The sequence below is a fragment of the Lentzea indica genome, from assembly GCF_012184385.1.
Lineage (GTDB): Bacteria > Actinomycetota > Actinomycetes > Mycobacteriales > Pseudonocardiaceae > Lentzea > Lentzea indica.
Window position 1 is genome coordinate 11,346 of sequence record NZ_VSRL01000064.1, and the last position, 14,526, is coordinate 25,871.

Annotated in this window: 14 protein-coding genes; 6 read left to right on the forward strand and 8 right to left on the reverse strand. The window is 66.7% G+C overall.

Annotation, left to right across the window (positions count from 1 at the left end; genetic code table 11):
* Window positions 1–34: 34 nt before the first annotated feature.
* From FXN61_RS19175 to FXN61_RS19190, 4 genes are all read right to left on the reverse strand, one after another.
* The gene (locus FXN61_RS19175) at window positions 35–1,015 is read right to left on the reverse strand and encodes an ABC transporter substrate-binding protein (protein ID WP_167975425.1); all 981 of its coding nucleotides are present in this window, start codon (window positions 1,013–1,015) and stop codon (window positions 35–37) included.
* A complete protein-coding gene (locus tag FXN61_RS19180; protein ID WP_167975426.1) occupies window positions 1,012–1,752 on the reverse strand; it encodes an ABC transporter ATP-binding protein in 741 nt (246 codons plus the stop codon). Before FXN61_RS19180 ends, FXN61_RS19175 begins: the two co-directional genes overlap by 4 nt.
* On the reverse strand, window positions 1,752–2,774 hold the full coding sequence (locus FXN61_RS19185; RefSeq protein ID WP_312877851.1) for a FecCD family ABC transporter permease: 1,023 nt from the start codon (window positions 2,772–2,774) through the stop codon (window positions 1,752–1,754). The genes FXN61_RS19180 and FXN61_RS19185 overlap by 1 nt, the downstream gene beginning before the upstream one ends.
* Before the next feature lie 83 nt (window positions 2,775–2,857).
* The gene (locus FXN61_RS19190; protein WP_446684943.1) at window positions 2,858–3,463 is read right to left on the reverse strand and encodes a dihydrofolate reductase family protein; all 606 of its coding nucleotides are present in this window, start codon (window positions 3,461–3,463) and stop codon (window positions 2,858–2,860) included.
* A gap of 38 nt (window positions 3,464–3,501) precedes the next feature.
* Between FXN61_RS19190 and FXN61_RS19195 the strand changes: the two genes are divergently transcribed.
* Both FXN61_RS19195 and FXN61_RS19200 read left to right on the forward strand, forming a co-directional pair.
* The gene (locus tag FXN61_RS19195; protein ID WP_167975427.1) at window positions 3,502–4,440 is read left to right on the forward strand and encodes a sigma-70 family RNA polymerase sigma factor; all 939 of its coding nucleotides are present in this window, start codon (window positions 3,502–3,504) and stop codon (window positions 4,438–4,440) included.
* Window positions 4,441–4,550: 110 nt separating this feature from the next.
* Entirely contained in the window at window positions 4,551–4,970 is a 420-nt protein-coding gene (locus FXN61_RS19200; RefSeq protein ID WP_167975428.1) for a YciI family protein, read from the forward strand.
* A 68-nt stretch (window positions 4,971–5,038) separates the two neighbouring features.
* Here the strand turns inward: FXN61_RS19200 and FXN61_RS19205 are convergent, their stop codons facing one another.
* The 3 genes from FXN61_RS19205 to FXN61_RS19215 all read right to left on the reverse strand — a co-directional run bounded on the left by FXN61_RS19205 (window position 5,039) and on the right by FXN61_RS19215 (window position 7,879).
* Window positions 5,039–6,070 (reverse strand): 3-isopropylmalate dehydrogenase, encoded by a 1,032-nt coding sequence (locus tag FXN61_RS19205; RefSeq protein ID WP_167975446.1) that lies wholly within the window; start codon window positions 6,068–6,070, stop codon window positions 5,039–5,041.
* A gap of 1,006 nt (window positions 6,071–7,076) precedes the next feature.
* Window positions 7,077–7,493 (reverse strand): hypothetical protein, encoded by a 417-nt coding sequence (locus FXN61_RS19210; RefSeq protein ID WP_167975429.1) that lies wholly within the window; start codon window positions 7,491–7,493, stop codon window positions 7,077–7,079.
* Window positions 7,494–7,558: 65 nt separating this feature from the next.
* Window positions 7,559–7,879 carry a hypothetical protein gene (locus FXN61_RS19215; protein ID WP_167975430.1) on the reverse strand — a complete coding sequence of 107 codons (321 nt, stop codon included), beginning with the start codon at window positions 7,877–7,879 and terminating at the stop codon, window positions 7,559–7,561.
* Window positions 7,880–8,489: 610 nt separating this feature from the next.
* Between FXN61_RS19215 and cutA the strand changes: the two genes are divergently transcribed.
* Window positions 8,490–8,813, forward strand: a complete 324-nt coding sequence (cutA, locus tag FXN61_RS19220; RefSeq protein WP_312877852.1) for a divalent-cation tolerance protein CutA — start codon at window positions 8,490–8,492, stop codon at window positions 8,811–8,813.
* On the opposite strand, the gene FXN61_RS19225 is transcribed toward cutA, so the two are convergent.
* Complete coding sequence (locus tag FXN61_RS19225) at window positions 8,800–10,065, reverse strand: NsdA family TPR-like regulatory protein (RefSeq protein WP_167975431.1); 1,266 nt, start codon at window positions 10,063–10,065, stop codon at window positions 8,800–8,802. The genes cutA and FXN61_RS19225 overlap by 14 nt on opposite strands.
* A 1,504-nt stretch (window positions 10,066–11,569) precedes the next feature.
* Between FXN61_RS19225 and FXN61_RS19230 the strand changes: the two genes are divergently transcribed.
* The 3 genes from FXN61_RS19230 to FXN61_RS19240 are packed head-to-tail and all read left to right on the forward strand — an operon-like array spanning window position 11,570 to window position 14,477.
* The gene (locus tag FXN61_RS19230; RefSeq protein ID WP_167975432.1) at window positions 11,570–12,796 is read left to right on the forward strand and encodes a JmjC domain-containing protein; all 1,227 of its coding nucleotides are present in this window, start codon (window positions 11,570–11,572) and stop codon (window positions 12,794–12,796) included.
* Entirely contained in the window at window positions 12,718–13,569 is an 852-nt protein-coding gene (locus FXN61_RS19235) for an aldo/keto reductase (RefSeq protein WP_167975433.1), read from the forward strand. Before FXN61_RS19230 ends, FXN61_RS19235 begins: the two co-directional genes overlap by 79 nt.
* 50 nt (window positions 13,570–13,619) lie before the next feature.
* Entirely contained in the window at window positions 13,620–14,477 is an 858-nt protein-coding gene (locus FXN61_RS19240; protein WP_312877854.1) for a phosphotransferase, read from the forward strand.
* Window positions 14,478–14,526: the final 49 nt, after the last annotated feature.

The window sequence follows — 14,526 nt, forward strand, 5'->3', positions numbered from 1 at the left end:
GGCAGCGACGCTATGACCTCGACCAAACCAGAGGTCAAGCGGAAGCCAGGTACTTCGCGAAGGCCTCGATGGACGCCGGGTTGCGCGGCGACTCGACCAGCGCCGCGTACGGCAGGGCGTAGAAGCGCTTGTTCTTGATCGCCGGCGAGTTCCGCAGCGGCGCGAAGCCCTCGAGGAACGCCTGCTTCTGCGCGGGCGTGTTCGCCTCGCCGTCGGCGTAGTCCACGATCAGCACGACCTCGGGGTCGCGCTGCACGACGGTCTCCCAGTTGACCGTGGTCCAGCTGTCGTCGAGATCGCCGAAGATGTTGTCGCCACCCGCCTTGCCGATGACGTCCTGCGGCGCCGCATTCCTGCCCGACGTGAACGGCTGGTCCTGGCCGCTGTCGTAGAGGAACACCTTCGGGCGCGGCTTGCCCGCCATCACCTTGGCCGCGTTGTCGATCTGCTGCTGGTAGCCCTTGATGAGCGCCTCCGCCCTGGCCTCGACCCGGAAGATCTTCCCGAGGTTGCGCAGGTCCGTGTACAGCGCGTCGAGCGCGGGCATGATGCCGCGCTGCTTGCCCGCGCCGTTGCGGCACGCCTCGGTCAGCTGGTAGGTGCCGATTCCGAGCTGCTTCAACGCGTCCGGGGTGAAGCCGCTGCTCTCGCTGAAGCCGTAGCTCCAGCCGGCGAACACGAGGTCGGCGTTGGCACCCTGCACGACCTCCTTGGAGATCTTGTCCGCGAGCTTCTTCGCGCTGTCGAAGTCGGCCTTCCACGGCGAGGTCTGGAGGTCGACGGTGTTGTCGCCGTCCACGACGTACCCGGCCATGCGGTCCTTGAGGCCCAGCGCGAACATCAGCTCGGTGATGCCGGTGTCGTTGGTGACCACTTTGGACGGCACCTTGTCGAACGTCACCTGCTGACCGCAGTTCGTGACGGTCACGGGGTCCGCCTTCGAGGCGTCCTGCGCGACCGTGGCACCACAGCCGGAGACCAGCAGCAGGGTGGCTGTGACGATGGCGGTTCTCAAGGGGTGACCTCCTGGTCGAACAGGAGCTGTGGAACTCCCGTTGTCGGGTGGGCGACCACGTGTGCGGTGACGTGGAAGACCTTGGCGATCAGCTCGGGCACGAGAACCTCAGCGGGCGTGCCGTGGGCGACGATGCGGCCTTCGTCGAGCACGTACAGCCGGTCGCAGTAGGACGCAGCGAGGTTCAGGTCGTGCAGGACGGTGATGATCGTGACGCCGAGCCCTCGCGCGAGCGAGAGGACGTCGAGCTGATGGCGGATGTCGAGATGGTTGGTCGGCTCGTCGAGGACAAGCACGCGCGGCTGCTGGGCGACGGCTCGCGCGATCAGCACGCGCTGGCGTTCCCCGCCGGACAGGCTGAGGAAGCTCCGATTCGCGAGGTGCGAGACGTCCACTGTGGCCAATGCGTCGGACACCACCCGCGAATCGTGAGCGGGGTTGCGGTCGTGCGGCAGGCGGCCCATCTCCACGACCTCCGCCACCGTGAAGTCGAACTCGACCTGCGACTCCTGGGTCAGGGCGGCGAGGACCCCGGCGATGTTCTGTCGCTTGTGGACGTTCTCGCCGTCGAGCAGGACGGTGCCGGCGTCCGGCTTCAGGGCGCGGTAGACGCAGCGCAGCGTCGTCGACTTGCCACTGCCGTTGGGACCGACGATGCCGACCACCTCGTTCGAGGCGTGCAGCGTGATGTCCTCGACGATGTTCTGGACGGTGACACCGGTGAGCTCGACGCGCATCAGCGTCCTCCGAACACGTACGCCTTGCGGCGCATCAGCAAGATGAAACACGGAACGCCGAGCGCGGCCGTGATGACGCCGAGCGGCAGTTCCTCCGGCGCCGCGAGCATCCGTGCGGCCACGTCCACCCACACCAGGAAGCTCGCGCCGGCGATTGGGGCGAGAGGCAGCACCTTGAGGTGATCGGCGCCCACGACCATGCGTGTGAGGTGCGGCAGCATCAGCCCGACGAAGCCGACCGCGCCGCTGACCGCCACCAGCACGCCGGTGATGGCCGCGGTGACGACGAACAGGTGCGTGCGGAACCGGTTGACCGCCACGCCGAGCGTGGTCGCGGTCTCGTCGCCCATCGCCAGCGCGTTGAGCTGCCGGGCCTTGGTCATCAGGTAGACGATCCCGGCGGCGGTCACGGCGGTGGCGACCGGCAACGACTGCCAGTTCGCCCCGCCGAGACTGCCGAGCAACCAGAACATCGCCGCCCGCGCCGCCTCACCGTGCGGCGCCTGGAACACCAGCAGCATGGCCACTGCGGAGAAGCCGTACGCGAGCGCGGTCCCGGTCAGCACCAGCCGCAACGGCGTGAGGCCCCGGCTCGTGCGCGCAGTGATGTACACCAGCGCTGTGGCACCGAGACCAGTGAGGAAGGCTCCGGTCGAGAGCGCGTAGACACCCAGACCGGACAGCACGCCGAGCGTCGCCACGGCCGTCGCCCCCACGCTCGCGCCCGACGAGATGCCCAGGACGTACGGGTCGGCCAGCGCGTTGCGGACCATCGCCTGGATGGCCACGCCGACCGTGCTGAGCCCCGCGCCGACCACCGCGGCCAGCAGCACGCGAGGCAGCCGGATGTCCCAGACGATGTGGTACTGCCCGGCCTGGTCGGCGGGAACGGTTCCACCTGTGATGGCCGCGTGCAGCAGCTGCAGGGTCACATCGAACGGGACCGCGACCGGGCCGAGCGCCACGCCCGCGACGATGCTGACGGCGAGCACGCCGACGAGCGCGCTGATCTTCCCGATCACTTGGTCCCTTCCCGCAGTCCACGGCAGGAGTCGGAGTTCCTCTTGTGCCGTGTGCGGGTAATCGGGCTCGCCCCGTGAGGGACCTACCGTTGCGGGTCAGCGCCGGACTTCGACCGGACTTCCCCCGTGCACGACTCACGCACTCTAACCCGGTAACGCAGGAGCGCCGCACGCCCCTTCTGCTCCACCGAGCCGAGGTGCAGATCCTCGGAGAGCCGAAGCCGCTGCCCGGAACCGGCCATCGTCGGGAACACCAAGAGGCGGTACTCGTCGACCAGGCCGTGTCCGGCCAGCGTGTCCACGACGCTGAGGCTGCCGGTGACGATGACGTCCTGGTGCGCCTTGCGCCTGCGCACTTCCTCCACCAGGTCGTCCTCGACGAGTGACGAGTTCTGCCAACCGTCCACGCTGGTCAGCGAGCGAGAAGCGACGAGCTTGGGGATGTTGTTCATCCTGGTGGAGAACTCGTCGGTGCGGCCGGGCCAGAGCTTGGCGAACAGCTCCCAGGTCGTGTGGCCGAGCAGCAAGACGCCGGTGTCGAGCAGCGGGCCGAGGCCGAACTTGTCGCCGGCCACCGCTTCCGGACCGTGCCGGAACGCCCAGCCCCCGGCAGGGGTGCCCGCGGATCCGTCAGGGTCCTCGACGACGCCGTCCAGTGTTACGAACTCGATGACGATCAGATCGCTCATGCCACTACATACCGGCGAGGCCCCGCATACTCATCGCGATGACCGACACGATCTTCGAGACACGCGTCGAGCAGCACCGCGCCGAGCTGCTGGCCTACTGCTACCGGATGCTCGGGTCGGTCCACGAGGCGGAAGACCTGGTGCAGGAGACGATGCTGCGGGCGTGGAACGCCCGCGAGCGCTACGACGAGCGCAAGGCGTCGATCCGGACGTGGCTGTACCGGATCGCCACCAACGTGTGCCTGACCGCGTTGGAGGGCAAGGCGCGCCGGCCGCTGCCGTCCGGGCTGGGCGCGGCGAGCACCGATCCGGAGACACCGCTGCTGCCCGCCTTCGAGGTGCCGTGGCTGGAACCCTTCCCTGACGCCCTCGGCCCCGCCGAACTCGCGGTGCGACGCGACAGTCTGCGGCTCGCCCTGGTCGCGGCCATGCAGTCGCTGACGGCCCGCCAGCGCGCCGTCTGGGTGCTGCGCGAGGTGCTGGCGTTCAGCGCCGCCGAGGTGGCAGGGCAGCTGGACACCTCGGTCGCGTCGGTGAACAGCGCGCTGCAACGGGCACGGGCGGGCCTCGCGGGCGTGGCGGAGAACGAGATCGCTCCACCCGACGATCCGGCCGTGCGGCAGACCGTCGAGGCCTATGTGCGTGCCTTCGAGGCGGCCGACGTGACGGCGCTCGTCGAACTGCTCACCGAGGACGCGATCCTGGAGATGCCGCCGGTGCCGTTGTGGTTCCTCGGCAGGGACGACTACGGCTCGTTCATCCGCCGGGTGTTCGCGATGCGCGGGACCGGCTGGCGCATGATCCCGGCCGCGGCCAACGGTCAGCCCGCGGTCGCCGCCTACGCGCCCGACGCCGACGGTGTGCACCGGCTGCACACGCTTCAGGTGTTCACCGTCGTCGGTGGACTGGTCGCGCACACCGTGGTCTTTCAGTCTCCGGCGGTCTTCGCGGCCTTCGACCTGCCAGACTCGCTCTGACCTGCAAAAACAGAAAACTTCAAAAAAGTTCGAGGCTCGTGTCGATCCGTCGCCTGCCCTGTTCGACCTGTGGACGTCAGCAAGCGGAGAGACGAACAGGGAGACACACCATGAAGTTCATCCTGATCATGCGCGCCACCGACGAGGCCTTCGAGAACATGGGCGAGTTCGACTTCGACAAGATGCTGGAGACCGTCGGCGAGTACAACGAGGAGATGATCCGCGCCGGCGTGCTGCTGGCCGCGGAAGGTCTCGCTGACGCCTCAGAGGGTGTCGTCGTCGACTTCTCCACCGAGCCGCCGGTCGTCACGGACGGCCCCTACGGCGAGACCAAGGAACTGTTCAACGGCTTCTACATCATCAACGTCTCCTCGAAGGAAGAGGCGATCGAGTGGGCCAAGCGCGCGCCGATGACCGGCCCCGGCTTCAAGACCGAGATCCGCCGCGTGCCGACGATCGACGAGTTCCCGCAGGACAACGAGTGGATCCAGAAGGAGCGCGCCTGGCGCGAGGCCCACGGCCAGCTCTGAACAAGCGCTGAAACGCCGAAGCCCCGGCCGGAAACTTCCGGCCGGGGCTTCAAAACGTCTGAGAAAACTCAGCCCGTGCGCACGTTCGACGACACGAGAGCCGCGAGCCTGTCACCGATCGCGTAGGTCGCGCCAGGCGACTGGTGGTCGCGGGTCGCCAGATCGAACGCCACGGAGGCCTCGATCCGGCGCGACGACTCGTGCTCACCGAGGTGGTCGAGCAGCAGCGCCACCGACAGCACGGCGGCCGTCGGGTCCGCGATGCCCTGGCCCGCGATGTCCGGTGCCGAACCGTGCACCGGCTCGAACATCGACGGGTTGCGCCTCGTGACGTCCATGTTTCCCGACGCGGCCAGGCCGATGCCACCCGTGACGGCGGCGGCGAGGTCGGTCAGGATGTCGCCGAACAGGTTGTCCGTCACGATCACGTCGTACCGGCCGGGGTCGGTGACCATGTGAATCGTGGCCGCGTCCACGTGCTGGTACGCCACCGTGACGTCCGGGTGCTGCAGCGAGACCTCCTCGACGACGCGCGACCACAACGAGCCGGCGTGCGTGAGGACGTTCGTCTTGTGCACCAAGGTCAGGTGCCGCCGCGGACGGGCAGCCGCCCGTGCGAAGGCATCCCGGACCACGCGCTCCACGCCGAACGACGTGTTGATCGAGACTTCAGTGGCGATCTCGTGCGGTGTGTCCTTGCGGAGCAGACCGCCGTTGCCCGCGTACGGGCCCTCGGTGCCCTCGCGGACCACCACCATGTCGATCTCCGGCGGGTCCGCGAGCGGGCTGCGGACGCCGGGGTAGAGACGGGCGGGGCGGAGGTTCACGTGGTGGTCGAGCTCGAAGCGCAGCCGCAGCAGCAGCCCGCGCTCCAGAATTCCGCTCGGCACCGACGGGTCGCCCACCGCGCCGAGCAGGATCGCGTCGTGCTGGCGAAGCTCCCCCAGCACTGACTCGGGCAACAACTCTCCCGTGGCGTGCCAGCGCGCCGCGCCGAGGTCGTAGCGAGTGATCTCGGCCGCCGGAACGACCTCGCCGAGTACCTTCAGGGCCTCAGCGATGACCGCGGGCTCGATCCCGTCGCGAAGCAGGCCGATCACCTGGCCTCGAAGCCGGTCGAGGACCTGGCTTGGCTGCTGCGGGCAGTACGTGGTCACCAGCCGTTCGGCTTCGGCCCGGCGCTTCTGCCGCACTGAGCCGTGCTCGAGGTTTTCCTCAACGCCGGCGCAAGCGGCCGGGACGGCGGGGCCTGCCTCGCGTGTACGTGGGCGGGCGCCCACGTGCGCGGGCGCAGGCGCGCGGACACCCCCTTGCTCCTCAACCACAGCAGAACGGGACTCTCCCGCCTCCCGCTCCCCACTCCCTACTCCCCGGCCCTTCGCGGAAGGGTTCGTCGAGGGGTTCGCGGAAGGGATGCCGGAAGGGTTCGGCGAAGGGTTCGCGGTGGCCTCGACCAGCGGCGGCGCGGCCTGATCCTCGGTGATCGGCTCCGCTGCGGTTGGCGCTGTGCGGCTCGTGCCGCGCACCGACATCGCGGCCTTCACCGACGCGGGCAACGCCAGCGCACCGGCTTCCAGCTCCCTCGCGGCGACGGCCGGGGCGGGACCGGTGATCTCGGCAGGGAGGCGGCGCAGCTCGACCGCGAGTGCCCGGCGCAGCAGCGGCGACTCGATGTCGAACGCCGTGCGCAGCGCACCGCGCAGCATGTTCGGCTGCTTGTACAGCTCGTCGCGCCGAATGAACGACCGGACCAACAGCTCGTCCCGGTCGTGGTCGATCACCACGAAGCGCGCGGCGTCGAGCTCGGCGAGCGCGGCCCTGACAGCGTCGGCGTCCTGATCCGGGTGCGAGCGAGTCCAGCGCTTCACCGAGACGTCCAGCGCCCCGGCGTAGGTCAGCTTCTGCTGCGTGAGCAGCTGGACAAACATGAGCTTGGCCAGCGCGGAGAGGTTGATGAAGTCCTGGTCGTTCCAGATGGACAGGTAGATACGGGCGTGGTCGCGTGCCACGGAACTCTTCCCCCAACGAAAGCGATGTGCAGACAGCACGAGATGGCCGCGCAGCGGTGCGCGGCAACGAAGACAGCGACGCGGTGAACGCGTCAGATCAGGCGGACACGGCCTGACCGGATTCCTCGGCGCGACTGGATAGCAGCTCCGGGGCGGTGAGGTTGAGCGCGTAGACCGGCATCAACTTTCCGCCGTTCTTGCCCTTGCTGTCAGTCGAGCGCACGTAGCGGCCGGTCGACACGAGCACGCCGAGCGACAGCATTCGGCGCACGGTCACGCCGACCATCGGTGGCGCAACCCACGCGGGAATCCTGCTGCGCCAACGATTCGCCGTAGTCTCGCGGAACGGATCGCCCAGTGCGTCGTTCACGATCACGGCCGTCACGGCGCTGATGTTCGCGCGGTTGCGCGGCTCAGCGGCCAGCAGGGCGGCGATGTGCTCGATGGTCGTGCCGTAGTCCAGCGGCAGGCCGATCAGGTGCTGGGTGAGCTCAGCGGCGAGATCACCCAACACGGCCGGGGCATCCCCAGGGACAGCCCGACCGGTCCCCCGAGACCGGTCGGACTTCGTCCGGGTGCTCACGCGGCGGCCAGGACCTCGAACTTGCGGACCTGGCTGATGTCCTCGCATTCGCGGGCCACCTCGGGGTAGCGCTGCCGCAGCACCCCGACCACGACGGAGACGCGGAACTCCGACGACCAGCGGATGACGGGCACGCTGTTGACCGTGCCGATCTGGGCCTCACCGAGGCGCGCCTTCAGCGTGCCGCGCAACGTGTTCTTCAGGCTCGTGAGCCTGCCGATCTGCTCTTCAACGATCCGCAGCAGCTCGACATCGTGCGCCAGGTCGTCGAGCGCGACCGAGCCAGCAGTGGACATGGCGGCGTTCTTCGTAGTCATTGCGGTGGCCGCCTCCAGCGGCCAGAAAAGCGATTGCGGATTCGGTCAGCGAGAGTTACCGCCGGACACCCGCAGGTATCCGGCGCTGAATAGCTCAGCCAGCCAAACCGACAACAACGCTTCCTCCGCACGTGAGCCGCGCCGTCGACCACGACGCTTTTTCATGAGCCCCCCAGCTCTCACGCGCCGCCCACCCATAGGGGCGGCGAAACGATCATTCCAACATGCCTAGAAACCGTGACGTTGTCAAGTCAAACACCCTGTTCACGGTGGGTGCCGACCCTGACGACAGCCGGTGAGCGGCCAAGATCGGCTTAGTTCGGGGCCGAATAGTGCAATAAGCGTTGCCTGGATGCGTGCGAATACTTGCGCCGATGGAAGTAAATCGCGTTTGGGTTGCTCACGCTTTGTGTGGGATCGCTCACATGAATACATCAGATTTCGATGTATTCCGGTTGTGTTTGGATGTGAAAGATGCGAGCTGCTGAACGTCCTAATTGGAGCTTCCTGCTGTGCTGTTCTGTCAGGAATGGCCAACTCAGCAGAAGGCGCAGCGAGAGGCTGGCTCGATCGGCAGCGCGCCGGATCACCGGCGCAATAGGCTGTGGGTGTGAGCGACTACTTGCAGGTGACGACGACTGCTGATAACCGCGACACCGCCGCGAGCCTTGCTCGCTCTGCCGTGGCGGCTCGCCTGGCAGGTGCTGCCCTCGTTTCCGGGCCGAACACATCGTTCTTCTGGCACAACGGTGAGATGGGCGAGGGCGAAGAGTGGCAGGTGACCCTCAGGACGACGGCCGACAGGTACCTCGCGCTGGAGGCGCACCTGCTTCAGGAGCACCCGTGGGACAACCCGGAGCTCACGGCGATCCCCATCGCCGAAGCTCCCGAGGCCTACAAGGCATGGCTCGACAAATCCGTTAACGAGCGGTAGGCAGTCCTGCCGCGGCATCCAGGACACTTGTCACGGACGAGAGGGAGCGGTGCGGCCGAAGCCGATCGGTCACGTTGCTGATGCGCTCGACCGGTCGCACCGAGCCCACGCCCATCGCTAGGTCGATTGCTCGCTGCGTGATAGTTGCCGACTGTTCAACCTCGCCTGCGTCGAGGTAGGCGTGTGCCAGGGACGTCAGGTAGATCGCCTTGTCTCGGGCGTGCGTGTCATCGAAGCGACCGAGGGCGTCTTCGAGAAGCGGGACTGCGCGCAGTGGCCGGCGAAGCTGCGTCCAGCAACGCCCGCTCATGATCTTGATTTCGTCCTCGTCGACCCAGAACACCCAGTCTGGTTCGGGTCGGTTGCTGGCTTGATGGACGACCTCCGCAGCGGCGGCCAAGGCACGTTCGGTCTCATCCGCCTGCCCAGCCACGGCATGCGTCCAAGCCATTCGCTCCAGCAACAAGGCTTGCACTCGCGGCGTCGCGTGCTTCTTGGCGGTCTCGTAGGACGCGATCGCCATGTCGATGTTCGGGTTCTTGAACGTAACTTGTTGGTAGGCCAGGAAAGCCAGCGCATTTCCGGCCAACACCGAGTGCCCCGCCTCGGTCGCCGCGTCGAAGCTGGTCTGGTAGTGCTCCGTCGCCTCGGTGTGCAAGCCGGCGTCGAACGCCGCCCAGCCTGCCAGCTGCGCCCGCTCTGCGATCACCGCGGTGCAGGCTCGCTTCGTCTCGGAGGTGCAACTGGCAGCACGAACGAGGGCCTCGGTCTCTTCGAGCAACCGCGCGTAGATGCGATACGTGTCGGCGCCACCGAAGTAGTTGTCAAGGCGGCGAGCACGCGCGGTCTCGTTGAGAAGGCGCTTGACGTCGCTGCCACCGAGCCGTTGCCCATACGTAGCGCGTGCGAGGCTGGGCAACGAAGCCGCAAGTCCAGCTACAGCACCAAGAAATTCACGTCGCTGCACATCGCCCCCTTCGGGCTGGTCGTTGCCGCATGTCAAGGATTGGCGCTTGGCCTTGGCGCGGTCCACCGCCCTTCGTAGGGAGGAGGCGTCCACTTTCAAGGCCGCGGCCAGGTGCCTCTGCCAGAAGGGCGTCGGCAACCTGGTCTCGCTTTCCCATCTGGAGACCTCATGACGAGTCACAGGCCTGCCCGCACGATCCGACAGCCACGCCGCCAGTTGCCGCTGTGACGCAAGTGCGTCCTTCCGGCAGGCGCGCAGCAACGGCCCGATGGTCGGCTCGTGCATGTCCCACATCCTCCGGTGCGTTGGGCGCAAGCGCACCCATTGTGGCCACCTCCTCTGGCCGCCTGTTGCTAATGGCCACCTCTTCTGGCTACTCCGCCCGATTGGGCTAGCGCAATAACTTCGAGTCACCACAGAGGGCTGCCCGAACGGCGATGGTCCAGCGAACACGACAAGGGAAATTGCGCCATGACTACGCAGACCGATGGCAGACGCGTTGCCCCTTCCACTCCGCCAGGCACGCGGTCGGTGCTGCGAACGGAGGTCGCAGGCGGTATCCCTCTCGCACGCCTGGCGATCTCGGCGGAGGGCGAGCTGCCCGGTATTGGCGCGGCGGCAGCTCGCCCTTCGTCTCCCGCGGCCGATTTCTACACGAGGGGTTTCGGCTGGCCGGTTATCGCGGAGGGACTGAACGTCCTGCTTCGGTGCGGCGAACTCGCGGACGTCATGCTGATGCCGAGTGGGCTGGGCGGTGAGGTCAACCACTCGCTGAAGCTGTTGGGGCTGGACGCGCCGGTGCTGGAGGTTGTCGGATCGTTCAGGCAGTGGGGGTTCCTCTGCATGTCGCAACCGACGAGCATCACGAATCTCGGAGTCCTCTCCCTTCGTGGAGTTACGCACTACGGCGAGGGCTCTTACTTCACGTTGCCTCCGAGCCCGACCTGTAACTCTGAAACGCTTCGTTGGGTCTGCCCACCCAAGTCGGAGTCAACGGTGCTACCCCTCGTGGCGACCGTCATGTCGTGCACACAGACGGCATTGCAGCGATGAGCAGCCTTGCAGTCGCGGAAGAACCGAGACTAGTGAACGTCCAAAGCTCATTTGAGCGCATGCAGCGGATGGGGTTGCAGCCACTGCCGCTGCCCAACTCGACGGGCAGTGACGACGGCGTCCTCTACTACAGGGTGTTTCCGCGATACGTAGACACCGTCGCCGTCTGGGCTGAGACATACGCGGTTGCGCTCCGCGTACCCGCGCATCGGAACTGGGCGGCTCCGTTCGAGCCGTCGCCTGCGATCTACCGCTGCGTCGGCCCTCTCCACCTGGTCGTCTCCGGCTTGACGGAACTTGAGCCGTACTCGGACGCGAAGCACAGGCAGCAGCTCTAGCTGCGTTTGGGCGTCGCGTCTGCGCGAGCTGATCTTCCTTCCTGCGAGGTGCCTGCGCGGCGCCTCCACATTGGCCTGGAACTACTCACCAACGAGGGGAGGTAATGGAGATGCAGAGCGTGAGTTCGCTTGTCCTGGCGGTCGACAGTCTGTCGGTCGTGCGAGGTCGGGCAGATGCCGTTCACTCCGACGCGTCTGAAGACGCGGGCGGTGACGGTTGGAACGGCGACGGCCTGAACATCCCGGCAGACAGTGGCGGTGGTGAGACGGGGCTCGTCCTGGCCTGACCCAGCGAAGAGCACGAGCTTGAAGCTTGCTCGGTTCTGAAGTTCGCCAAAGCCGTTGGGGCATCACAACGTGGTGGTGCCCCAACGGTGCTCACGATCAGGGGAGGACCTGTGGAACACCTTTTGGTTCAGTCGATCGAGAAGGCGCTGGGGTGGGACAGCGCAGCGCCGTTGGGCCGCGGCTTTGCCCGTGGTTCGGTGGACGACCCTGAGCTGTGCGAGCGGATGCTGACGCCGCAGGGGTTGTTGGACATCGCCATGCGACGCAGCCTCTCGCCGCCGCAGTTCCGTTGTTTCCAGAAGGGTGACGAGCTGCGCCCGAACCAGTTCCTGACGCCCACAGTCAGCAGACGCGGACAGAGCCTGCCGATGGCGAACATGGACACGCTGTCTCATCTGATGCAAGCCGGATGCACTCTCGTCGTCGACGGAATGGACACCTTCGATCCCACGATGGAAGTGGCATGTCGGGCGCTGCAATGGTGGTCCCATGAGCTCGTGCAGGTGAACACCTACCTGACTACCGCCGATGCCGCAGGGTTCGGTCTTCACTGGGACGACCACGACGTTGTCGTGGTCCAACTCGCCGGCGAAAAGTCGTGGGAGGTGCGGGGAGCCTCGCGCGAGGCTCCGATGTACCGAGATGCTTCGCCGAATTCCGAGCCGAGCGAGGACATCGAGTGGGCGGGCACCATGCAGCCCGGCGACGTGATGCACATTCCGCGCGGCTACTGGCACACGGCGACTCGGACCGACAAGGACGACAACGGCTACAGCCTCCATGCCACGTTCGGTTTCGTGAAGCGCACCGGCGTGGACTGGGCGGCGTGGCTGGCGGACAGGATGCGTACCGACCTGTTGTTCCGCATCGACCTCGACCGCTTCGGCGCGAAGGACGATCAGGAGGTCCAACACAACGTCCTCTACGCCGAGCTGCTGCGGCACACCGAGTCCCTCACCATCCCGTCCTACCTCTCAGCTCGGGAGCGAGAACAGCCACCCGTGCGCTACGTCCACACCGGGGGCCTGTTCGGCCCGGTCACCGATGTCGTGTGCGTTACTCCGTTCCCGCCGCACATCCAGGTGAGGGGAGACGAGGTCACGGTGCTCGCCGTCGGCAAGCGGCTTCGGCTCGCTCGGCGCGCCGAGGACGCGGTGCGGCTGCTGCTGTCCGGTTACCCCGTTTCACTCGAACGGGTGGCTGGACTCACCGGCATCGACCCGACCCCACTCGCCGAGACCTTCATGAGGGAGGGGTTGTGCGCAGAACTGACCGAAGCGTTGCACTCGGCTTTCACCGGACTCGTCCCAGCCACGCACTGCTTGAGCACGCACTGAGCGTCGGAATCACAGACGTAGATACCGCGTTCAACTACCAGGCGTTCGACGGCCATCGTGAGCTGGCGATGGCCGCGGGCGAGCTCATCCACGAGTTCACCATCTCCACGAAGGTCGGCTACTTCCCGGTCGGCAACAGCAACTACCACTCACTTCGTCGGTGGATCCTGCGGCAGGCGATCGAGCAGACTGTCGATGACCTCGGTGTCCCACCGGCCGTGATCCTCCTGCACAACCCTGAGCAAACCCTCAAGACTCTTCATCCGGCGCAGGCACACGACCACTTCGCAGACGCGTGCGAAGAGCTGGAACGCGCAGTAGACGCGGGCCTCTGCGGTGCCTGGGGAGTTGCCTCCTGGGATCCTGCGCCGTTGGCGAAGGTGCTGCGTGCTGGCTCCGATTGTCCGACGCCGAGCACGCTGATGGTTCGCGCGGGCTTGTCGCTGACCGCCAAGCAACTCGACGCCGGCGAGAGCCTGGGCTGGGAGCTCAACCTCGACGCGGACCAGCGCTGGGGCATGAGTCCTTTCGGCGGCAGCACGAGCAATCCGACCTGGACGACGACCGACCTGTCCAGCTTCCTCGAACCGGAACAGGATCACACGCCCGTCCAGGCTGCGTTCAGGCTGGCGTTCGAGCTGCCACACTGCACCAGGCTGGCGGTCGGCACTGGGAACGAACGACACCTCAGCGAGTTGTGCGCCGCGATCCAACTCGAAGTGAATCTCAGTGCCGTCGACAAATACCGCGAACTGATCACCGCTCCCGGCTGATCAGCCCGTCCGGGAAGATTGCCGTCGATCGTCAGGAAGGACTTTGTTCGGTGTCAGCAGAGCAGCCGCGCCAGCCTCGGCCCATCGTCAGCTTCGACACGAGTGCGAACCCGCACGATGACGTGCTCGAACACGTCGAGCGCGTGTTTGATCTCGTGTTGGACCGCTCGTCCGTCGTGCACGGCGTCGGCGGAGTGACCGAGGGATTCCGCACCAGCCGCGGTACATGGTTGCGAATCGAGCAGCGGCTCACCTGGCGACTCAAGAGCGCTGCGTGGGTCGGCCTTGAGGCCGCTTCGACGATCGAGAACGTCCCGATTCCGGGCTGGTTCCAGAGCACCACGTGGGCTGACCCGGCTCGCGACCTGGTCTGGCGTGCTGATGAGGTCGAGTTCGTGGCTTCGCCGTCTGTGAGGTCTGCGGGCGGTCTGGAGGCGGCCAAGGCGCTCCCGACCACGTGGTGGGCGGGGATGCGCAGCTCATTGAAAGCGCTCAGCGAGCACAAGACCGAACGCGTGGGCGTGAGTCAGGACCACCTGACGCTGCGAATCGGCCAGGTGTTCGAAGGAGTGGACACGACGGTCGACGAGTGGGCGACAGCGCACGCCGACCTCCACTGGGGCAACGTCACCGTCTCCGGCCTGTTGATCGACTGGGCCGACTGGGGGCTGGCACCACGTGGCCACGACGCGGCCACGTTGTGGCAGGCGTCGTTGCCGGACCCGCAGCTTCTCGCACAGGTCGAGGCCGAGTTCGCTGATGACCTTCAAACCCGATCGGGGAGGCTGTCGCAGCTCATGCATTGTGCGAACGCCATCCGGATCGCGGACAGGCGCGGTACAGAGACTCCGTTCTCAGCACCCGCCAAGGTAGAGGCAGAGAAGTTGCTGGTAGACCTGCGAGGCTGAGTCAATATCACCAGGCCGAGGAGCACTGGGGTGGAGAATGCCTGGGCAC